This window comes from Thiohalophilus thiocyanatoxydans, assembly GCF_004366735.1.
GTDB classification, from domain to species: Bacteria; Pseudomonadota; Gammaproteobacteria; order UBA6429; family Thiohalophilaceae; genus Thiohalophilus; species Thiohalophilus thiocyanatoxydans.
The window spans coordinates 122947-143227 of record NZ_SOQX01000006.1; the positions used below are offsets into that span (position 1 = coordinate 122947).

Annotated in this window: 15 protein-coding genes and 2 tRNA genes; 12 read left to right on the forward strand and 5 right to left on the reverse strand. The window is 60.3% G+C overall.

All coding sequences use genetic code 11. From position 1 onward, the window contains the following. Nucleotides 1–69 precede the first annotated feature (69 nt). The 7 genes from gltX (at nt 70) to EDC23_RS11165 (ending at nt 9335) form a co-directional block, all read left to right on the forward strand. On the forward strand, nt 70–1479 hold the full coding sequence (gltX, locus tag EDC23_RS11130) for a glutamate--tRNA ligase (protein ID WP_134084544.1): 1410 nt from the start codon (nt 70–72) through the stop codon (nt 1477–1479). A 27-nt stretch (nt 1480–1506) separates the two neighbouring features. Further along, nucleotides 1507–3204 (forward strand): glutamine--tRNA ligase/YqeY domain fusion protein, encoded by a 1698-nt coding sequence (locus EDC23_RS11135; protein WP_134084546.1) that lies wholly within the window; start codon nt 1507–1509, stop codon nt 3202–3204. Nucleotides 3205–3358: 154 nt separating this feature from the next. After that, nucleotides 3359–3434 (forward strand) — tRNA-Ala (locus tag EDC23_RS11140). A 227-nt stretch (nt 3435–3661) separates the two neighbouring features. Then, nucleotides 3662–3738 (forward strand) — tRNA-Glu (locus EDC23_RS11150). Between the two features lie 406 nt (nt 3739–4144). Further along, a complete protein-coding gene (locus EDC23_RS11155; protein ID WP_134084550.1) occupies nt 4145–4798 on the forward strand; it encodes a TetR/AcrR family transcriptional regulator in 654 nt (217 codons plus the stop codon). Continuing rightward, a complete protein-coding gene (locus tag EDC23_RS11160; RefSeq protein ID WP_134084552.1) occupies nt 4795–6228 on the forward strand; it encodes a TolC family protein in 1434 nt (477 codons plus the stop codon). Before EDC23_RS11155 ends, EDC23_RS11160 begins: the two co-directional genes overlap by 4 nt. Further along, nucleotides 6225–9335, forward strand: a complete 3111-nt coding sequence (locus EDC23_RS11165; protein ID WP_134084554.1) for an efflux RND transporter permease subunit — start codon at nt 6225–6227, stop codon at nt 9333–9335. The genes EDC23_RS11160 and EDC23_RS11165 overlap by 4 nt, the downstream gene beginning before the upstream one ends. A gap of 103 nt (nt 9336–9438) precedes the next feature. Here the strand turns inward: EDC23_RS11165 and EDC23_RS11170 are convergent, their stop codons facing one another. Further along, complete coding sequence (locus EDC23_RS11170) at nt 9439–9930, reverse strand: C40 family peptidase (protein ID WP_134084556.1); 492 nt, start codon at nt 9928–9930, stop codon at nt 9439–9441. Nucleotides 9931–10211: 281 nt separating this feature from the next. Between EDC23_RS11170 and mrcB the strand changes: the two genes are divergently transcribed. The 5 genes from mrcB to EDC23_RS11195 all read left to right on the forward strand — a co-directional run bounded on the left by mrcB (nt 10212) and on the right by EDC23_RS11195 (nt 16434). Beyond that, nucleotides 10212–12572 carry a penicillin-binding protein 1B gene (gene mrcB, locus EDC23_RS11175; RefSeq protein ID WP_134084558.1) on the forward strand — a complete coding sequence of 787 codons (2361 nt, stop codon included), beginning with the start codon at nt 10212–10214 and terminating at the stop codon, nt 12570–12572. Continuing rightward, a complete protein-coding gene (locus EDC23_RS11180) occupies nt 12569–13054 on the forward strand; it encodes a tetratricopeptide repeat protein (RefSeq protein WP_166668845.1) in 486 nt (161 codons plus the stop codon). Before mrcB ends, EDC23_RS11180 begins: the two co-directional genes overlap by 4 nt. A gap of 225 nt (nt 13055–13279) precedes the next feature. After that, entirely contained in the window at nt 13280–15211 is a 1932-nt protein-coding gene (locus EDC23_RS11185; RefSeq protein ID WP_134084561.1) for an ATP-dependent DNA helicase, read from the forward strand. Further along, nucleotides 15208–15864: a tRNA (adenosine(37)-N6)-threonylcarbamoyltransferase complex dimerization subunit type 1 TsaB gene (gene tsaB / locus EDC23_RS11190; RefSeq protein ID WP_134084563.1), complete on the forward strand. Its 657-nt coding sequence runs from the start codon at nt 15208–15210 to the stop codon at nt 15862–15864. The genes EDC23_RS11185 and tsaB overlap by 4 nt, the downstream gene beginning before the upstream one ends. A 60-nt stretch (nt 15865–15924) precedes the next feature. Next, nucleotides 15925–16434 (forward strand): DUF302 domain-containing protein, encoded by a 510-nt coding sequence (locus EDC23_RS11195; RefSeq protein ID WP_134084565.1) that lies wholly within the window; start codon nt 15925–15927, stop codon nt 16432–16434. A gap of 208 nt (nt 16435–16642) precedes the next feature. Here the strand turns inward: EDC23_RS11195 and dapE are convergent, their stop codons facing one another. The 4 genes from dapE to dapC form a co-directional block, all read right to left on the reverse strand. After that, complete coding sequence (gene dapE, locus EDC23_RS11200) at nt 16643–17770, reverse strand: succinyl-diaminopimelate desuccinylase (protein ID WP_134084567.1); 1128 nt, start codon at nt 17768–17770, stop codon at nt 16643–16645. A gap of 9 nt (nt 17771–17779) precedes the next feature. Further along, the gene (locus EDC23_RS11205; RefSeq protein WP_134084569.1) at nt 17780–18121 is read right to left on the reverse strand and encodes an ArsC family reductase; all 342 of its coding nucleotides are present in this window, start codon (nt 18119–18121) and stop codon (nt 17780–17782) included. A gap of 14 nt (nt 18122–18135) precedes the next feature. Continuing rightward, nucleotides 18136–18957, reverse strand: a complete 822-nt coding sequence (gene dapD / locus EDC23_RS11210; protein ID WP_134084571.1) for a 2,3,4,5-tetrahydropyridine-2,6-dicarboxylate N-succinyltransferase — start codon at nt 18955–18957, stop codon at nt 18136–18138. 89 nt (nt 18958–19046) lie between these two features. Then, a complete protein-coding gene (gene dapC / locus EDC23_RS11215; RefSeq protein ID WP_134084573.1) occupies nt 19047–20243 on the reverse strand; it encodes a succinyldiaminopimelate transaminase in 1197 nt (398 codons plus the stop codon). Nucleotides 20244–20281: the final 38 nt, after the last annotated feature.

The following is a 20281-nucleotide window of genomic DNA, read 5'->3' on the forward strand; positions in this document are numbered from 1 at the left end:
TACCCCGCGGCGAGTACAATACAGCCCCCTGCGGGGCCAAGATGACTTATTTTTCAAGGATTTGGTTTGATGTCCATTCGTACTCGTTTCGCGCCCAGCCCGACCGGCTATCTCCACATCGGTGGGGCCCGCACGGCCCTGTTTTCCTGGCTCCACGCCCGCAAGCACGGCGGCCGGTTCGTCCTGCGGGTCGAGGACACCGATCTGGAGCGTTCCACGGCCGAGTCGGTCAACGCCATCCTGGAGGGAATGACCTGGCTGGGGCTGGAATACGACGAGGGCCCCTTTTATCAAACCGAGCGTTTCGAGCGCTATAATGAAGTGATCGAGCGTCTGCTTGCCGAAGGCCACGCTTATCGCTGCAGCTGCAGTCGCGAGCGGCTGGAACAACTGCGCGAGGAGCAGATGGCCCGCAAGGAGAAACCCCGCTACGATGGCCATTGCCGTCATCGGGACGTCTCTGCTGATGAGCCGCACGTGATCCGGTTTAAAAACCCGCTGGAAGGCCAGGTGGTGATCGATGATCTGGTTCGCGGCCGGGTGATTGTTCAAAATGCCGAGCTGGATGATCTGATCATTCGGCGTACCGATGGCGCACCGACCTACAATCTGACCGTGGTGGTGGATGATCACGACATGCAGGTCAGTCATGTGATTCGCGGAGATGATCATCTGAATAACACGCCGCGTCAGGTCAATATACTCAAGGCATTGGGCGCTTCTGTCCCGGTTTATGCCCATCTGCCGATGATCCTCGCCGAGGATGGCGCCAAATTGTCCAAACGGGTGCACGGTGAGTCGGTCAGTGTCATGCAGTACCGCGAGGAAGGTTATCTGCCGGAAGCGCTGCTCAACTATCTGGTGCGGCTGGGCTGGTCGCACGGCGATCAGGAGATCTTCTCGCTGGATGAGATGGTGCAGCTGTTTGATCTTGGTGAGGTCAATAACTCCGCCTCCAGTATCAATATCAGCAAGCTGTTGTGGCTGAATCAGCAATACATCAAAAACAGCGATCCAGACTATATCGCCCATCATCTGGGCTATCATCTGGGCAAGCTGAATATCGATCCCAGCGAGGGACCGGATATCGTCGCCGTGGTCGAGGCCCAGCGCGAACGGGCCCAGACGCTGAAGGAGCTGGCGGATATTTGCCAGTTCTTCTATCGCGATTTCGACAGTTATGATGAGAAGGTGGCCAACAAGCAGCTCAAGGCCGCCGCGCTAGAGCCATTACAACTGCTGCGCCGGAAATTGTCTGAGCTGGACGAGTGGCAACAAGGCCCCATCCACGACGCGATCCACAGCACGGCCGGGGAGCTGGATCTCAAAATGGGCAAGGTGGGTATGCCGTTGCGCGTGGCCGTCACCGGCGGTGCGCCGTCGCCGTCACTGGATCTGACGGTGTATCTGCTCGGCCGGGAACGGACCCTGAACCGTATCGATATGGCCCTGGCGTATATTCGCCAGCGCACCGAATAATAACGTTTTTACACGGATTGAATCAGCATGCCCAGTGATACTCCCCGACCGACCAACTTTATTCGTCAGATCATCGAGGCCGATCTGGCCGCCGGGAAACACGACGGCCGGGTGATGACCCGGTTTCCGCCCGAACCCAACGGCTATCTGCATATCGGCCATGCCAAATCGATCGTGCTGAATTTCGGGGTGGCCGCGGATTATCACGGCGCCTGCAATCTGCGTTTTGATGATACCAATCCGCATAAAGAGAACGTCGAATTCGTCGAGGCGATCAAACGGGATGTGCAGTGGCTCGGCTATGAATGGCAGAATCTTTATTTCGCCTCCAACTATTTCGAGCAGTTGTACGCGTATGCCGTCGAGCTGATCAAACGGGGCAAGGCCTATGTCTGCGATCTGACCGGCGAACAGATCCGTGAATATCGCGGCACCCTGACCGAACCGGGCAGGGACAGTCCCTATCGCGAGCGCAGCGTCGAGGAGAACCTGGATCTGTTTGCCCGCATGCGTGCCGGCGAGTTTCAGGACGGTGAAAAAGTACTGCGCGCGAAAATCGATATGGCCTCGCCCAATATCAATCTGCGCGATCCGACCATTTATCGTATCCGTCACGGTGTGATCCATCATCAGACCGGTGAGCAGTGGTGTATCTATCCGATGTACGACTTTACACACTGCCTGTCCGATGCCCTGGAAGGGATCACGCATTCACTGTGTACTCTGGAGTTCGAGGATCACCGGCCGTTGTACGACTGGTTCCTGGACACCCTGCAGACGCCGCATCATCCGCAACAGATCGAGTTTTCACGTCTGACCCTGGAACATACCGTGACCAGCAAGCGCAAGCTGACCGAACTGGTCGAGCAGGGCTATGTGGAGGGCTGGGACGATCCACGTATGCCGACCATCGCCGGTCTGCGCCGCCGCGGCTATACGCCCGCCGCGTTGCGCGATTTCTGCGAGCGCATCGGGGTTACCAAGTCGGACAACTTCGTCGAAATGGGTGTGCTCGAAAACAGTATTCGCGAGGATCTCAACCGCGTGGCGCCGCGGCGCATGGCGGTGCTGCATCCCCTCAAGGTGGTAATTACCAATTATCCGGAGGAACAAACCGAACAACTCGAGGCGCCCAACCATCCGCAGGATGAGAGCCAGGGGAGCAGACAGATTAGCTTCAGTCGTGAGGTCTGGATCGATCGGGATGACTTTATGGAAGTGGCGCCCAACAAGAAATTCAAACGCCTGGTCAGTGGCGGCGAGGTACGCCTGCGCAACGCCTATGTGATCCGTTGCGATGAGGTGATCAAGGACGCGCACGGCGAGATTATCGAGCTGCACTGTAGCTTCGATCCGGCGACCCTGGGCGCCAATCCCGAGGGGCGCAAGGTCAAGGGCGTTATCCACTGGGTCAACGCCGCTGATGCGCTGCCGGCCGAGCTGCGGCTCTATGATCGGCTGTTCAATCATCCCAATCCCGACAGTGCCAAAGACGGCAAGCTCTGGACCGAGCATCTCAACCCCGACTCTCTGCGCACCCTGACGCACAGTCTGGTGGAGGCGAGCCTGGCCTCGGCTGCCCCCGGCGAGGTGTTCCAGTTCGAACGCGAGGGTTACTTCTGTCTCGATGAGGCCCGCCGGGAGGGCGGGATGCCGGTCTTCAATCGCACCGTGACCCTGCGGGACACCTGGGCGAAAATCGAGCAAAAATCCGCGGGGCAGTGAGGGCCGTCGTCGCGCACGGGTCGCGCGACGACTTGATCTATGCAGCTGGCGAAACATTCGGCAAATGACTGAAATTCGGACGGATCCTGGAAAAATCCGCGCCGGATGATTGACATAAGGGGGCCGCTGACGTAAATTGCGCGCTCTCGATTTCGGGGCTATAGCTCAGCTGGGAGAGCGCTTGCATGGCATGCAAGAGGTCGGCGGTTCGATCCCGCCTAGCTCCACCAGAGACCACAGCGGGGTGACGGGTGAAATATATCGGACGCTTTGCTGTGTACCTCGGGATCATACTGATAGTACTGGGTATGATCGCCGGATTCGGTGCGATGCTTGTCAAACAGGACAGCGCGGGCATTCAGTGGCTCGGTGTCGTGCCAGTAGGGTTTGTAGTACTATTGGCGGGCACTGTCATGTCGCAGCTGTCACGTCCCGACGACGAATAACGTAAGTTTTCGTCCCCATCGTCTAGTTGGCCTAGGACACCGCCCTTTCACGGCGGCAACAGGGGTTCGAATCCCCTTGGGGACGCCAAATATAAATCAGCCCGCTTCTGCGGGCTTTTTTATTTGCTGTTAAGAAAGGGTCCTTCATGGGCCCTTTTTTATTGGATAGCATTTTCAGGATCGAAGGTCCCCTCCAGAACGGCCCGCATGCACGGATCTCTTGTTTTGCCTGGCTGGATCCAGACAGCCGGGCAATAGCTGATTGTTTACGCCTTTGACGCCTTGCCACTTCGCATGGCGTGCAGCGGTTCGTCACGGTCATTTTGAACCCGTGCAAGGAATGGCGAGCCGGGTGTTGAACCCGGCCGGGTTTCGGGCGGAGGGCGGTGGCCGGGGTAATGGGGGATCACGACTGCCCCGGCGATCGGCACTGGCTTGCATTTGGCAAAAATCGCCCTATACTAACTGACTGGTCAGTCAGTATTTCAGGGGCAATGGCAAAAACTCTTTTAGAACAGTCGGATAGCAGACGCCATCAACGGCGCAAAGCGGCGCGGCCGGGTGAAATCATTGCCGCGGCGCTGGAGTTGTTTGTCGAGCACGGTTTTGCGGCTACCCGGCTGGAGGATGTGGCGCGCCAGGCGGGGGTCTCCAAAGGCACGGTCTATCTCTATTTTGACAGCAAGGAAGCGTTGTTCGAGGCCGTGGTGCGGGAGATTGTGATTCCCCAGGTCGAGCGCAGCGAACTGCTGGCGCAACAGCACCGGGGCAGTCAGGCCGAATTGCTTGAACAGCTGGTGATGAACTGGTGGCAATCGGTCAGCGCCGGGCCGGTTTGCGGTATTCCCAAGCTGATTGTTGCCGAATCCGCCAACTTCCCGCAGGCGGCACAATTTTTCGTGGATAACGTGATCAACCGGGTACGCGGGATTTTCAACAAGGTCATCGAAAAGGGCATCGAGCAGGGCGAATTTCGCCAGATCGATCCCGAGTATGTGACGCGCCTGTTGATGTCCCCGATGGTTTTGCTGGCTATCTGGCGTCACTCTCTGCAACCCTACGATCAGACCTTTCCGATGGATGAGCAAACCTATTTGCATCAGCATCTTGATCTGTTTCTCAACGGACTGAAAAAGGAGATGCCATGAGTGCGCGCAGCGTGATGGGCGGACTGGTGCTGTTGTTGAGCCTGCCGGTGGCGCAGGCCGAGGAACAGACGCTTGGTTTTGAACGGGTGGTGGAAAAAATCCTGGGTCATTATCCGAGCCTGGAAGTGGCGCGCCTGCAGGTGCAGCGTTCGCGCGAGGAGATCGCCCGGGTGGAAAGCCAGCTGGGCTGGGAAATGGCCAGCGACGGCGGGGTCTCGCATGATGTCTCCGTGTTCGGGACACCGACCGATCGCGCCGATGTGAATCTCTCCCTGGAGCGGCAGCTGGAATCGGGTCATCGGGTCGGGGTCAGCGGTAACTATACCTATGAGGACAGCGCGTTCACGGTCAACCCGGAATTTCCCAATCCCTCGCACTCCACCCAGCTGGATCTCAATTACCGCATTCCCTTGAAGCAGGGTGAGGATAATCCGGCCTACACTGAAAGCCTGGCGGGGGCTGCGGCCGGGGTTGAAGCCGAACGTGCCGCCGCGCAAGCCCTGCGCAACGATATCGCCAATCAGGCACTGGATCTGTTTTATGCCAAGGCGCTGAGCGAGGCGCGACTGAACAGCGCCCGTGAGGCCCTGAACAACGCTCGCCGTCTGCAAGAGTATATTGCCGATCGACGCGAGCTGGGGCTGGCCGAAGAGAAGGATAGCCTGCAGGCCGAGGCCCAGGTCAGGGCGCAGCAGACCGCTCTGGAACAGCTGGAAATGGGCCTGGAACAACAGCAGATTGCGCTTAACCGACTCATGGGCGAGCCCTGGCAACGGCGCTATCGCAGTGTCGTGCAGGTGCAGTCGCAACTGATCGAGCAGAGGGTGGAGGCGCTGGTCGATCAGGCGGAAGCCCGTTATCCCCCGCTACAGCAAAACCGCGCCCGCCTCGAAGTGACCGAAACGGTTCTGCATCGCAGCCGCGATCAGCGCAAGGATCAGCTGGATCTGATCTTCTCGGTGGGCAGCCGTACGCGCAGTGGCGATGCCACGACCGGCAGTGTCAACGAGCAGGATATGGCTGGTCAGATTCGCTTTGAGTACCGTGAATCATTGAACAAGCAGGGTCTGGATGCCGAAGTGCGCCAGGCGCAACTGGATCGCACCATCGCCATCCAGGAGATTCGCCGTGCCCGTGACGAGCTGACCTACGGCGTCGCCAGTCTGGTACAGGAGATCAATGCCGCCCGTCGGGCACTGGATAGCAGCCGCCGGCGTTTGCAAAGCGAGCAGGATAAATACCGTGAGGCCATGCAGCGTTATCGTCAGGGGCGGGAGCAGACCGATCGGCTGATCCAGTTTGATAATGAACTGAACGATGCCCGACTGACGGTGGCCGAACTGGAGGTCGAGCTGGCGCGCCGGCTCAGTGCCCTGCGGATTCTGCATGGCAGCTTCTGGGCCACCCTGGATACCGGGGAACTGCGATGATCCGGTTTCTGGTCGAACACCGCCTGGTCGTCCATCTGATTTCGATCTTTTTGATCGTGCTGGGCATTATCGCGATCGCCAACATCAACCGCGAGGCCTTTCCCAACGTCAATCTCGACAAGGTACAGATCGAGATCGCCTATCCCGGATCCTCCCCCGAGGAGATCGAACGCATCATTATTACGCCCATCGAACAGGAGCTGCGTTCGCTCGATGGTATCGACACCATGACCTCCATTGCCTTTCCCGGTTCGGGGCGCATCAATCTCGAGGTGGATCCCGATGCGACCAATCGGGATCGCATTGTCAGTGATGTGCAGCTGGCGGTGGATCGCGCCACGTTACCCGGTGACATGCCCGAGGATCCCGTGGTGCTGGAAGTGGACGGCAAGATGATTCCGATCATCCAGCTGGCCATCTCCGCGCCGCGCGATGAAGTGGCGCTGAAACGGCTGGTGGATGACATGGAAGACGATCTGCTGAATATCGACGGGATCGCCCGGGTACAGATCCAGGGCGATCGACGGGCCGAGCTGCGGGTGGTGGCCGACCCCGAAAAATTGCGTGAGCACCGCATCTCCATCGGTGAGCTGGCCGAAGTACTGGAGAACTGGAACGTCAACGCGCCGGGCGGCGATCTGGAAACCCCGCAGGGCCAGCGAGCCATTCGAATTGTCGGCGAATATCAGCAGACCCGGGATATCAGCGAGCTGGTGCTGCGCGCCAACGAGCGGGGCGAGGGGATTCGACTGGGTGATATCGCCGAGGTGACCGAGTCACTGGAGGAGGCCGATACCTACTACGATGTCAGCGGTACGCCGGCGCTGAATGTGATCGTGATGAAAAAAGCCGAGGCTGACATCATCGAAGCGGTGGATCGGATCGACGCTTATCTGGCGCAGGTGCCGGAACGTTACGGCGATGATATCGAGATCGAAACCTTCCAGGACTTCTCCTATTTTGCCAAGGTGCGTCTGGGGGTACTGACCAATAACGCCCAGGTCGGGCTAGTACTGGTCTTTCTTTCGCTAATCCTATTTTTACGCCCCTCGGTGGCGTTGACCACCACCTGGGGTATTCCGATCGTTTTTCTGACCGGCCTGTATGTTCTGTACCTTTCCGGTATTACCCTGAACCTGGTTTCCATGCTCGGCTTTATCATGGTGCTGGGAATGCTGGTGGATGATGCCATCATCATCGGCGAGAACATTACCTATCATATGGAGCAGGGACTGTCGCCCAACGAGGCGGCGGTGACCGGCGCGAAAGAGTTGATCGGGCCGGTAACGGCGACCATTTTGACCACGGTTACCGCGTTTTTGCCGATGCTGTTCATGAGCGGCATGATTGGCAAGTTTATCGTCGCCATTCCCATCGTGGTTATTGCCCTGCTGATTTTCTCCTGGCTGGAGTCGTTTTTGATCCTGCCCAGCCATGTCGCGCATGTTACCAACAGTAAAAAACGTCCCGGCGAACGCCGCTGGTTGGTGAAGCTGGAGAATGGCTATGCCTGGATGCTGGACAAGGCGATTCGTCGCCACTGGATCACCTTGCTGATCTCCATTGCGGCACTGGCATTGAGCCTGTTTGCAGCCATGAATGTGCTCAAGTTCCAGCTGTTTCCGCCGGTGGATGTGGATGAATACATCGTGCGGGTAACGGCACCGGCCGGTACCAGTCTGGAAGCAATGCGCGAGCGAATGCGCGCCATCGATGAAACAGTGCGCGAAGGAACCAATCCGGACTATCTGGAAACCACGATTATTTCCACCGGTCAGATTGCGACGGATGCCAATGATCCCCTGATGCAGCGCGGCAGCCGCTTCGGGCAGATCCGGGTCAATTATATACCCGCGGTACTGCGTGAAGATCATGATGTGCTGGATGACATGCGCCGGTTTGAATCCCTGTTAACGGAAAAATTCCCGGACCTGGAGATCACTTTGGGCGAGATCAAACATGGCCCGCCCACTGGTCGCGCATTGGAGGTGGAGATTTCCAGTGACAACAGTGATGTCAACGAACGGGTTGCTTATCGACTGATGGATTATGTGAAAACCCTGCCGGGGATCACCACCATCGAAAGCGGCCTGCAACCGGGCGATCCGGAGCTGCACGTGGTGGTCGACCGGGTCAAGGCGGCCTACGCGGGGATCGACCTGGCGACTATCGCCAGTCACGTGCGCGCCGCGGTCGACGGCTTGCGGGTGACGACTACGCGCAAGGGGACCGAGGAAGTGGATATTACTATCCGACTGGCGAATGACAGCGACGATCCCGTTGGCAGATTGATGCAACTGGATATTCCCAATCGCTCCGGCGGCATGGTGCCGTTGAACCGGCTCGCCAAACTCGAGGAGCATGACGGCTATACCACGATTCGGCATAAACAGGGTGTGCGCGCGGTGACCGTGGTCGCCAATCTCGATAGCAAGCAGACAACCAGTCTGGAGATCAACCGGGCTGTGGAAGAGGGCGAGTCACAGTGGCTGGGTGAGGATGCCGACAAGGTCCGGGTGGTTTACGGTGGCGAGAATGAAAAGAACCAGGAATCTTTTGCGGATCTTAAATGGGCATTTGCCGTCGCGTTGATCGGAATATTCTTTATTCTCGCCATTCAGTTCAATAACCTGGGTTATCCGCTGCTGGTGATGATGGCAATCCCGTTCGGGGTGGTGGGGATTGTGATCAGTTTCCTGCTGCACGATCTGTTCTGGAAAGACATGCCACTGTCGTTTTTCTCGACCCTGGGCATGGTCGCGTTGACCGGGGTGGTGGTCAACAGTTCGCTGATTATGGTGGTATTTATCCAGCGGGCCCTGGAGGAAGGTTATAAGACCTACGAGGCCGTGATGCAGGCCGGCCGCCGACGTCTGCGCGCGGTGATCCTGACCGCCGCCACTACGGTACTGGGCCTGTTACCGACCGCCTACGGCTGGGGCGGTTCGGATCCGTTCGTTGCCCCCATGGCCCTGGCCCTCTCCTGGGGGCTGGCTTTTGCGACGCTGGTGACCCTGTTTACCATTCCGGCCGCATTTGTCGCCGCCGCGCGGGTCAAGCAGGGGGTTGTTCGACTGTTGACCCGATCCACCGGGGCACGCGAATAAATACAACGTTCACGATCCGCGTAGCGTGGATGACTCGCGTTCAATTGGTGTGTTGCCGGAGCGCTTCACGCCGCAGTTCGACGGTTGCGGCTAAATAAGGTTTTTACAGTCGGCCGGCGGAGGCGAAGTGACGTCGCCAGTAGCGATCCTTGAGGTTGGCGATACTGACCTGCTTGCCGCTGGAGGGAGCGTGGATAAAACGGCTGTCGCCCAGGTAGATGCCGACGTGGGAGACAAAGCGGTTAGATTTGCTGCTGAAGAAAATCAGATCGCCGGGGCGCAGGGCGCGGCTGGGGATATGCTGCACACTGCGGTATTGCTGCCCGGTGGTGCGCGGCAGTTCGAGGCCGGCTTTTTGATAGGTATACTGAACGAGGCCGCTGCAATCAAAACCGTGCCGGGGCGAGTCGCCACCGTAGCGATAGGGTGTGCCGAGCATGCTGCGGGCCACTTCCACCAGTTTGTCCCGATCGATCGTCGTGTCGGCCGAGCGATGTAGCGGGACGCCACACCCGTATAGCAGTAACAACGCGAGTCCCGCCGGCCAGAGCCATCCGATGTTGAGCTGCAGGAGGGAGGGATTTGTTTGCTGCATGGGTGTACTCCGTTTGGCTATTTTTAGCCCATCCGGGCTCCCAGGTCAATAATTCGAGAAATATCAGCTATTTCAAAGACTTTCTTTATGCGATTTACAAATCGTGACGGGCGGACGGTGACTCCCGGGAAGAGGGGGACGATTGGCGCGCCGGCAGTTGGGCGGCCTGTGACCGACTCGTCAGCGCCGCCTGGCTGCAGATGCTTTATACTGGCCGCTTTATCCTGACCGGGGCGCTTGTTCAGGCGGGGTCGGTTGTTTTGAAGGAATGTTGATCGGATATGCCAAGTCGTAAATCGGTAACCCCACGCCGCAAGCGCAGTACCCGCCCGCGGCGCGCGGCGCGTAAACCCGCGCGCCGAAAAAAATCGCGCGGCTTTCGCTGGCGTTATCTGTTCGTCGGGCTGGCGCTCGTGGCGGTGGGGTATGTCGTCTATCTGGATTACACCATCCGGGATCAGTTCGAAGGCAAGCGCTGGGCTCTGCCGGCCAAAGTGTATGCCCGCGCGCTGGAAATTTATCCCGGCAAGCAACTGCCCGCGGCACAACTGGTTCAGGAGCTGGAGTTGCTCGGCTACCGCGAAAATCCGGGGCAGCTGACCCCGGGCAGTTATCAGCGGCGGGGTAACCGCCTGCGCTTTACGACCCGGGCCTTTCAATTCTGGGACGGCCGGGAGCGTTCCCGTCAGCTGGAGGCGGTATTCAGTGACGGCGTACTGACCCGTTTGCAGGATCAACACGGTGCTGAGCTGAGCCTGTTGCGACTGGAGCCGCCGGCCATCGGCGGGATTTACCCGGGTCATCGCGAAGAGCGGGTCCTGGTCCGCCTGCTGGAGGTGCCGCCGCTGTTGCAGCAGGCGCTGGTCGCCGTTGAGGATCGCGCTTTTTACGCGCATCCGGGGATTAATCCCAAGGCGATTGCCCGCGCACTGGTGGCCAACCTGCGGGCCGGACGCACGGTACAGGGGGGCAGTACCCTGACCCAGCAACTGGTGAAAAATTTCTTTTTAACCAATGAACGCAGCCTGTGGCGCAAGGCCAACGAGGCGGTGATGGCGCTGCTGCTGGAGTGGCACTACGCCAAAACCGAGATCCTCGAAGCCTATATCAACGAGATTTACCTGGGTCAGGACAAACAGCGAGCGATACACGGTTTTGGGCTTGCCGCGCACTATTATTTCGACAAACCGCTGGCGGCACTGGATGCCGGCGAGATTGCCACCCTGGTGGCGCTGGCCCGGGGGCCGTCCTATTACCATCCCGAGCGTCATCCCCAACGCTTGCGTCAGCGACGTAATCTGGTGATTGACATTCTGGAGCAGGATAACGGGCTCGATCCGGCCCGCGCGCAACGGGCCCGGAATCAACCGCTGGGGATCGTGCGCGGTAAACCGGGGGCCATCTCCGATTACCCCGCGTTCATGGATCTGGTGCGCCGGCAGTTACGCGAGCAGTATCGGGAGGCCGATCTCACCTCCGAAGGGCTGCAGATTTTTACCACCCTGGATCCCGCTATTCAGCGCCGGGCTGAACAGAGCCTGAGTCGCCGCATCACCGCCCTGGATCGCCAGCATGGCCTGGACGGCGGGCTGCAGGGTGCCGCTGTGATCACCAGCACCAGCGGTGGCGAGGTGCTGGCGCTGGTCGGCGATCGGCAGGCCCGTTACGCCGGTTTTAACCGGGCGCTGGAGGCCTCGCGCCCCATCGGCTCGTTGATCAAACCGGCGGTCTATCTGACCGCGCTGGATCGCCCGCAACAGTATACCCTGGCGACGCCTGTCGAGGATGCGCCGATCACACTGGAGGCGGACAACGGGACCCGCTGGTCGCCGCGCAATTACAGCGGCGAGTCGCATGGACGGATCCCGCTGTTCCGGGGGCTGGTCAACTCCTATAACCAGGCCACCGTGCGTCTGGGGATGCAGCTCGGGTTTGAACCCATTGCCGATACCCTGCAGCGCATGGGCGCGCCACGTTCCGTCCCGGCCTATCCGTCAATGCTGCTGGGAGCGGTCAATTTTACGCCGTATGAAGTCGCGGGGATGTACCAGACCCTGGCCGCCGGAGGCTTTCGCAGCCCCTTGCGCGCCATTCGCGAAGTGCTTGGGCCCGGGGGTGAACCGCTGCGCCGTTACCCGTTGAATGTGGAGCAGACCCTGAACGTCGACAGTGTGCAGCTGCTGCACAGTGCCCTGCTGGAAGTTCCGCGCAGCGGCACGGCCCGGGCCCTGCCGGCGATGCTGCCGGCCGGGCAGACGGTGGCCGGCAAGACAGGCACCACCGATGATCTGCGCGACAGCTGGTTTGCCGGCTTTAGCGGCAGTCATCTGGGGGTAGTCTGGCTGGGCCGGGATGATAACGGTGCCACGGGATTGACCGGCGCCAGCGGCGCCATGCGGATCTGGGGTGACATCTTTGCCGAGCTGCCGGGGATGCCGCTGGAGCCGCCGCCCAATCCGGGGATCGAATACCACTGGTTCGATTCGCAGAGCGGTTTGATCAGCCGGCGGGATTGCCCCGGTGCGGCCTATCTTGCCTTTATAAAAGGCACGGCGCCGCAGGAGAAAATCGACTGTGCCGGCGGCGGGGTGCGTGACAAAATGGACAGTACGCTGGATTGGCTGAAAGGATGGTTTCAATGAAGAGTCCGGGTTATTACCGCCAGGCGGGCGTCCTGTTGTTCGGCGTGCTGTTGATGGCGTGCAGCGCGACGCCGGACAGGACCCAGTCTGAGTCCGATGTGGAGCCGGAGAGTGAGGCAATCGCCCAGGTACGCCCGGGGGCGGAGACCAGCCGGCCGGTACTGGCGCTGCTGGAGCAGGCCAATAACGCCTCACGCCGCGGCGATCTGGCTGTGGCCGAATCCCGCCTGGAGCGGGCATTGCGTATCGAGCCGCGCAACGCGGTGTTGTGGTCTTACCTGGCCAAGCTGCGCCTGCACCAGGGGCAGCTGGATCAGGCCGCAGGGCTGGCTGCCAAATCCAACAGTCTGGATCGTTCGCAAAATTATCAACTGCAGGCCGATAACTGGCGCATTATCGCTCACGCCCGATACCACGCCGGTGATTCGGAAGGGGCCAAAAACGCCCAGCAACGGGCCACGACCCTGTTGCAGAAGCAGTGATCCGCCGCAAACGCGCGCGACGCGATTCAGGGGCTGCGCCGGATAGACTTCCGAGCCGGGGCGCGCACCCCGATGCCCTCGAGTGCGGTACAATGACCTCTCTGCTGGGCGGGCGGCCCGGGTGGCTTGTCCGGGGGATTCCTGAACCGCGCCCCGGCCAGGTCGGCATCGCGGCTCCTCAGCACCCGTAACCCGTAACCCGGAACACAGGTACAACACAGCGCAGTGGATTCCCCCAACGAGATTCTAGGTCAACACGGTCCGTTTGCCCGGCAGGTGGCGGGGTTTGCCCCGCGCATCGAACAACAGGCGATGGCCGATGCCGTGCAGGCGGCGCTGGCGCAGGGCGAGCATCTGATCGTCGAGGCGGGCACCGGGACTGGCAAGACCTTCGCCTACCTGGTGCCCGCGCTGCTGTCGGGGCGCAAGGTGGTGGTCTCCACCGGCACCCGCAATCTGCAGGATCAGCTGTTTCATCGCGATCTGCCGGTGGTGCGCAAGGCGCTGCAGGTTCCGGCCAGCGTGGCGCTGTTAAAAGGGCGCAGCAACTATCTGTGCCTGCACCGTCTGCAACTGGCCGAAGAGACGGCCTATCAAAATCCGGCGGAGATGAAAAAACTGCAGCGCATTCGCGACTGGGCCGGGCGCACCCGGCGCGGCGATATCGCCGAATTGCCCGAGGTGGACGAGCAGGACATGATCTGGCCCAAGGTCACCTCCACCGCCGATAACTGCCTGGGGCAGGAGTGCGACTGGTTCGATCGCTGTCATCTGGTGGAGGCCCGGCGCGAGGCGCAGGCCGCCGATGTGGTGGTGGTCAACCATCATCTGTTGTTTGCCGACATGGCGCTGCGCGAGACCGGTTTCGGCGAGCTGCTGCCCTCGGTCGAGGCGTTCATCATTGACGAGGCCCATCAGCTGCCGGACGTGGCCTCCGGGTTTTTCGGCACGGCCCTGAGCGCCAACCAGTTACTGGAGCTGGCACGCGACAGTCGCGATGAATATATCAACGAGCTCAACGAGGATCGCGAGCTGGTGCGCCTGGCCGATGAACTGGAAAAAGCGGTGCGCGACATGCGACTGCTGTTTCGTCAGCCGGGCCAGCGCGGCAACTGGAAGGCGCTGGCCGACCAACCCGATATGCAGGCGGTCACCGCGCAGCTCGGTCAGAAACTGGCGCAGCTGCAGGCGGCGCTGGAACCCTGTGCGCCGCGCAGCAAGGCGCTGGACAAGTGTTACCAGCGGGCCCGGGAACTGGGCAGCCGCTTCGAGGAGCTGGTCGCGGTGCATGACAGTGACGACATTCACTGGTACGAGGTGCATCCGCGCAGCTTTACCCTGCACCTGACGCCGCTGGATATCGCCGCCAACTTCCGCGAGCAGCTGGAAAGCACCTCGGCCAGCTGGGTGTTTACTTCGGCGACCCTGGCGGTGGCCGATCGCTTCGACCATTTCCAGCAACGGCTGGGGCTGGAGCAGGCCGCCACCGCACGCTGGGACAGCCCCTTCGACTTTGCCCGCCAGACCCTGCTCTATCTGCCCGAACAGATGCCGGCCCCCAATGCGCCCGACTATACCGAAGCGGTGGTGGCGCAGGCCCGCCGGGTCCTCAAGATCAGCGGCGGGCGGGCGTTCTTGCTGTTTACCAGCCATCGCGCCCTGCAGGAGGCTGCCGGCCTGCTGCGCGATCAGGTGCCATGGCCGCTGTTCGTGCAGGGCGAGGCGCCGCGCGATGTCCTGCTGGAGCAGTTTCGGCGCGCCGGGAACGGGGTCCTGCTCGGGACCAGCAGTTTCTGGGAAGGGGTGGATGTGCGCGGTGAGGCGCTCTCCTGCGTGATCATCGACAAGCTGCCGTTTGCCTCGCCCGGCGATCCGGTGTTGCAGGCGCGCATCGAGGCGCTGCAAAAGCAGGGGATCAACGCCTTCATGACCTACCAGCTACCCGCCGCGGTGATCAGCCTGAAACAGGGCGCCGGGCGGCTGATTCGCGACGTCAATGACTACGGTCTGCTGATGATCTGCGATCCCCGGCTGCACAACAAACCGTACGGCCGGGTCTTCTTACAATCGCTGCCGCCGATGCCCCGCACCCGCGATCTGGCCCGGGTACGCAGCTTTTTCGAACAACGCGAGCAGGCGGAGGCCGCGCCGGTATGAAGATCCTGGCGCTGGATGCGGTCACCGAGGCCTGTTCGGCGGCGCTCTATATCGATGGGGCCAGCCGGCAGCAGTATGCGGTGGCGCCGCGCGAACATACCCGCTTGCTGCTGCCGATGGTCGATGCCCTGCTGGGGGAGGCGGATCTGACCCTCGCCGATCTGGATCTGATCGCCTTCGATCGCGGCCCGGGATCGTTCACCGGCATTCGGATCACCCTGAGTGTGGTGCAGGGGCTGGCCTTCGCCGCCGATCTGCCCGTGTTGGGGGTCTCCAGCCTGGCCGCGCTGGCCCAGGCAGCGTACCGACAGCGACAGGCCGATTCGGTGCTCAGTCTGATCGATGCTCGCATGGGCGAATTTTACTGGGGCTATTATCAGTGGCAGGGGGATCGCATGCAGTTGCAGGGCGACGAGCAGGTCTCCCGCCTCGGCGCGATCCCGGTGTCGGGCGACGCCCGGGTATTCGGCAGCGGCGTGGCGACCCGGGACGAGGTGCTGCGCGAGCACGGCTTGACCCGCCTGAACGACGAAGCGACCCTGCGTTATCCGCGTGCCGAATACATCGGCGAGCTGGCCGCGCTGAGCCCGGAACAGGCGGAGACGGTGGAGTCGGCACAACCGGTTTATTTACGCAACAAGGTGACCGGCTGACTTGAGCCCGACCCGCCCCCTTGGTAGGCTTGCTGCTTCTTTACTAACAGGGACGCCGTGATGAGAACCTTGTTCACCCGAATGGTCGCTTTTTTACCGGTGCTTGGTCTGTTGGTCTTCTACACCGCCGCGTCGGCCCAGGAATCCGTGATCGAAGGAGACGGATCCCGCATCTATGTCAAAAAGGTCGAAAAGCCTCTTCCCGAGGTCTACAGCAAGGTTTTTACCGCGCTGGAAAACGGCGGTTATTTTGTGCAGTTCGAGCCCAACATCGCCAAGAATCTGGAACACTTCGCCCAGCGCTGGGGGGATGATTACAACCGTAACAAACTCGAAGCGATCCGCAGCCTGGTTTTCAGCAATGCCTGGTATGTGAACCAGATCAGCAATCTCGATCCCGAGTTGCTGGCCATGGTCCCCCTGCGCATGACCTTTATTCATAAAGAAGAGATGACCACGATGCTGTTCGTGCGCCCTTCACGGGTCGCCGCGGACAGCCCCGCCAAAAAAATCGCCACCGAACTCGAAAACGACATCATCAATACCATCGAACGGATCGTCTTCTATTAAATAAAGTTGGCAGTTGGCAGATAGCAGCTGGCAGAGAAAGATGCTTACTGGTAGGTTGCGGGGAATCCGGAGAGGTTGTTTTTACCACGAAGGCACGAAGACACGAAGTGATGAAATTTGGTAACAATGTTTTCTTCGGGCCTTCGTGTCTTCGTGGTTAAAGAAATTTTACTCGGCATTCTCTGTGTCTCTGCGGTATATCTTTTTATTATGTCAGCAGGTTGACCAGGATCTGTTCGTAGATGGCGGAGAGGGTGTCGAGTTCGGCGATGTCGGTATGTTCGTTGATCTGGTGGATGGTGGCGTTGAGGGGGCCGAGTTCGACTACCTGGGCGCCGGTGGGGGCGATGAAGCGGCCGTCGGAGGTGCCGCCGGCGGTCGACAGCGTGGTGGGGTAACCGGTGACATGTTGAACCGCCTGTTGCGTGGCGGCTACCAGCTTATCTTCGGGGGTAAGAAACGGCTGGCCGGAGAGCGTCCAGTTGATGGCATAATCCAGCGCGTGTCCATCCAGGATCGCCTCGACCTGCCGGCGTAATTGCTCGTCGGTCACTTCGGTGGAGAAGCGGAAGTTGAACTGCACCTCCAGCTCGCCGGGAATGACATTGTTGGCGCCGGTGCCGGCCTGGATATTACTGATCTGGAATGTGGTCGGCGGAAAGTAATCATTGCCTTGATCCCACTCGTGACTGACCAGCTCCTGTAACGCCGGGGCGAATTGATGCACCGGGTTACGCGCCAGGTGCGGATAGGCGACATGCCCCTGTTTGCCGCGCACGGTGAGAATGGCCCCCAGCGATCCGCGCCGGCCGTTTTTGATTACATCCCCGACCCGGTCGGTACTGGACGGCTCCCCCACCAGGCACCAGTCGATTGGCTCGTTACGCTGCTGCAGGGTCTCGACTACCTTGACCGTGCCGTTAATGGACGGGCCTTCCTCGTCGCTGGTGATCAAAAAGCCGATGGATCCGACATGATCAGGATGCTGCTGCACGAAACGTTCGCAGGCGGTTACCATCGCCGCGATGGAGCTTTTCATGTCTGCGGCACCCCGGCCGTATAACTGGCCGTCATGCTCGGTGGGGCTGAACGGCGGTGATTGCCACGCCTCTTCGGGACCGGTCGGGACGACATCGGTGTGCCCGGCGAAGACGAACAGGGGGCCGTTAGCGCCACGCCGTGCCCAGAGGTTATCCACCTCCTCGAAGCGCATCGATTCAAGCGTAAACCCGATCGCCTTGAGGCGTTCGCCGAGCAGGGGCTGGCAGCCGGCATCCTCGGGGGTGACAGAAGGGCGTTCGATCAGGGCTTTGGCGAGTTTCAGCGTCTCGGACATGCGCCCAGTCTAACCGAAATGTTGCTCATAGTCGGCTTCCTTAAAGCCGACCAGGAGCTGATCGCCGTGCTGGATGACCGGCCGTTTGATCAGCATGGGATGGTGTTGCATCAGTTCGATGGCCATTGGGGTGTCGAGATCCTGTTTTTGCGCCTCATCGAGCTGGCGCCAGGTCAGACCGCGGCGGTTGAGCAGGGTCTCCCAGCCCACGGCCTGACACCAGCGTTGCAGCTGTGCCTTGTCGGGCGCAGCTTGCTTGAGATCGTGAAAGGCGTAGTCGATCTCGCGGGCATCGAGCCACTTGCGCGCTTTTTTCACGCTGTCGCAGTTTTTGATACCAAACAGTTCCATGATTGTGGTGGCGATCAGATATCGCGCAGCAGTTCGTTGATGCCGACCTTGCCGCGGGTCTTTTCATCCACCTGTTTGACGATCACCGCGCAGTAAAGACTGTACTTGCCGTCTTTGGAGGGCAGGTTGCCGGAGACCACCACCGAGCCGGCGGGAATCCGGCCGAAGGTGATCTCGTCGGTTTCGCGGTTGTAAATGCGGGTGCTCTGACCGAGATAGACCCCCATGGAGATGACCGAGCCCTCTTCGATGATCACCCCTTCGACCACCTCGGAGCGGGCACCGATAAAGCAGTTGTCCTCGATGATGGTCGGTGCCGCCTGCAACGGCTCGAGTACGCCGCCGATGCCGACGCCGCCGGACAGATGGACGTTCTTGCCGATCTGGGCGCAGGAGCCGACGGTGGCCCAGGTATCGACCATGGTGCCGGAGTCGACATAGGCACCGATGTTGACATAGGAGGGCATCAAAACCACGCTCGGCGCGATATAGGCGCCTTTGCGCACAGTGGCCGGCGGTACGACGCGCACGCCGTCGGCGCGAAAATCGCGTGAGTTGTATTCGTTGTATTTGGCGGGAACTTTGTCGTAATAATTGGTAAAGCCGCCTTTCATGAATTCGTTGTCATGGATGCGGAAGGAGAGCAGCACGGCTTTTTTCAACCATTCGTTGACAACCCATTGCCCCTCTTTTTGTTCGGCAACCCGGGCTTCACCCTTGTCGAGCATGGCAATGGCTTCGGTGACCGCTTCCTTGACGATGGTGTCCACGCTGCGCGGGGTGATCTCGGCGCGATTTTCAAAGGCGTTGTCGATGATATTGATAATGTCACTCATGGGTTTCTCCGCATTGATGATTCGGTTGGCGGGCCGCCGGGCCGCAACGAGGGGCAATTATACCGGGCCGCACCGGCTGACGCAGCTGTTCACAGGCTGTCGATGAGATTTTTTATGCGCCCGGCCGCCTCGACGCACTCTTCGAGATCCGCCACCAGCGCCATGCGTACCCGGTTGCGGCCGGGGTTGGTCTGGCGGCTGTTACGCGACAGGTATTGACCGGGCAGCACGGTGACATTCTGTTCGCCGTAGAGGCGCCGGGCAAACCCGGTATCCTCAAGGGGTGTCCGGGGCCACAGATAAAAGCCGGCCTCGGGTCGGCTGACCGACATCACCGGTTGCAGAATCGCCAGCACTGCATCGAATTTGCGCCGATACAACTGGCGATTCTCCCTGACATGCTGCTCATCGGACCAGGCGGCCACGCTGGCGATTTGATGATGGGGGGGCATGGCACAGCCGTGATAAGTTCGATAACGGTGAAACGCGGCGATAATTTCGGCATCACCGGCGACAAAACCCGAGCGCAGGCCGGGCAGGTTGGAGCGTTTGGAGAGGCTGTGAAACACCACGCACTGTTTGAACTGATCATTACCGGCTGCCGCGGCGGCCTGTAACAAGCCGACCGGCGGTTGTGTCTCGTCAAAATAGATTTCCGAATAACACTCGTCGGCGGCGATAACAAAATCATGCCGTTCGGCCAGTTCCATCAGTTTGATCAACGTGGCCTGATCCAGCACTGCCCCGGTCGGGTTGCCGGGGGAACAGAGATAAAGAAGCTGGCAGCGGGCCCAGGTTTGTTCGCTGACCGCGTCGAAATCGGGAATGAATCCGTTGTCCGCCTCGCAGTTGAGATAGCCGGGTTCGGCGCCGGCCAGCAGGGCCGCGCCTTCGTAAATCTGGTAAAAGGGGTTGGGCATCAAAACCAGCGGATCACGGCCACGCTCCACCACCGCCTGGGCAAAGGCGAACAGTGCCTCACGGGTGCCGTTGACCGGCAGGACATGGTGTTCGCTGTCGAGCAGATCGGCGGGCAGTTGAAAACGACGGTTCAGCCACTCGACAATCGCCTCGCGCAGGGCGGGACTGCCGCGGGTCAGTGGATAACTGGCCAGGGTCGCCAGGCTGTCGCGAATTACATCAAAGACGAACGCCGGGGAATCATGTTTGGGTTCACCGATCGACAAGGCGATATGCGCCAGTGACCCGGGCGGGGTGACACCGTCTTTGAGCCGGGCCAGCTTTTCAAAAGGATAGGGGTGTAATTTGTCGAGTTCCGGATTCATACTGTACGCTGCGCTAAACGGGGCGGACCCGGGCCAAT

What these genes read in the sequence shown, in the direction of transcription:
- gltX (WP_134084544.1), top strand. Translation starts at nt 70, where the DNA reads ATGTCCATTCGTACTCGTTTCGCGCCCAGCCCGACCGGCTATCTCCAC.
- EDC23_RS11135 (WP_134084546.1), top strand. Translation starts at nt 1,507, where the DNA reads ATGCCCAGTGATACTCCCCGACCGACCAACTTTATTCGTCAGATCATC.
- EDC23_RS11155 (WP_134084550.1), top strand. Translation starts at nt 4,145, where the DNA reads ATGGCAAAAACTCTTTTAGAACAGTCGGATAGCAGACGCCATCAACGG.
- EDC23_RS11160 (WP_134084552.1), top strand. Translation starts at nt 4,795, where the DNA reads ATGAGTGCGCGCAGCGTGATGGGCGGACTGGTGCTGTTGTTGAGCCTG.
- EDC23_RS11165 (WP_134084554.1), top strand. Translation starts at nt 6,225, where the DNA reads ATGATCCGGTTTCTGGTCGAACACCGCCTGGTCGTCCATCTGATTTCG.
- EDC23_RS11170 (WP_134084556.1), bottom strand. Translation starts at nt 9,930, where the DNA reads ATGCAGCAAACAAATCCCTCCCTCCTGCAGCTCAACATCGGATGGCTC.
- mrcB (WP_134084558.1), top strand. Translation starts at nt 10,212, where the DNA reads ATGCCAAGTCGTAAATCGGTAACCCCACGCCGCAAGCGCAGTACCCGC.
- EDC23_RS11180 (WP_166668845.1), top strand. Translation starts at nt 12,569, where the DNA reads ATGAAGAGTCCGGGTTATTACCGCCAGGCGGGCGTCCTGTTGTTCGGC.
- tsaB (WP_134084563.1), top strand. Translation starts at nt 15,208, where the DNA reads ATGAAGATCCTGGCGCTGGATGCGGTCACCGAGGCCTGTTCGGCGGCG.
- EDC23_RS11195 (WP_134084565.1), top strand. Translation starts at nt 15,925, where the DNA reads ATGAGAACCTTGTTCACCCGAATGGTCGCTTTTTTACCGGTGCTTGGT.
- dapE (WP_134084567.1), bottom strand. Translation starts at nt 17,770, where the DNA reads ATGTCCGAGACGCTGAAACTCGCCAAAGCCCTGATCGAACGCCCTTCT.
- EDC23_RS11205 (WP_134084569.1), bottom strand. Translation starts at nt 18,121, where the DNA reads ATGGAACTGTTTGGTATCAAAAACTGCGACAGCGTGAAAAAAGCGCGC.
- dapD (WP_134084571.1), bottom strand. Translation starts at nt 18,957, where the DNA reads ATGAGTGACATTATCAATATCATCGACAACGCCTTTGAAAATCGCGCC.
- dapC (WP_134084573.1), bottom strand. Translation starts at nt 20,243, where the DNA reads ATGAATCCGGAACTCGACAAATTACACCCCTATCCTTTTGAAAAGCTG.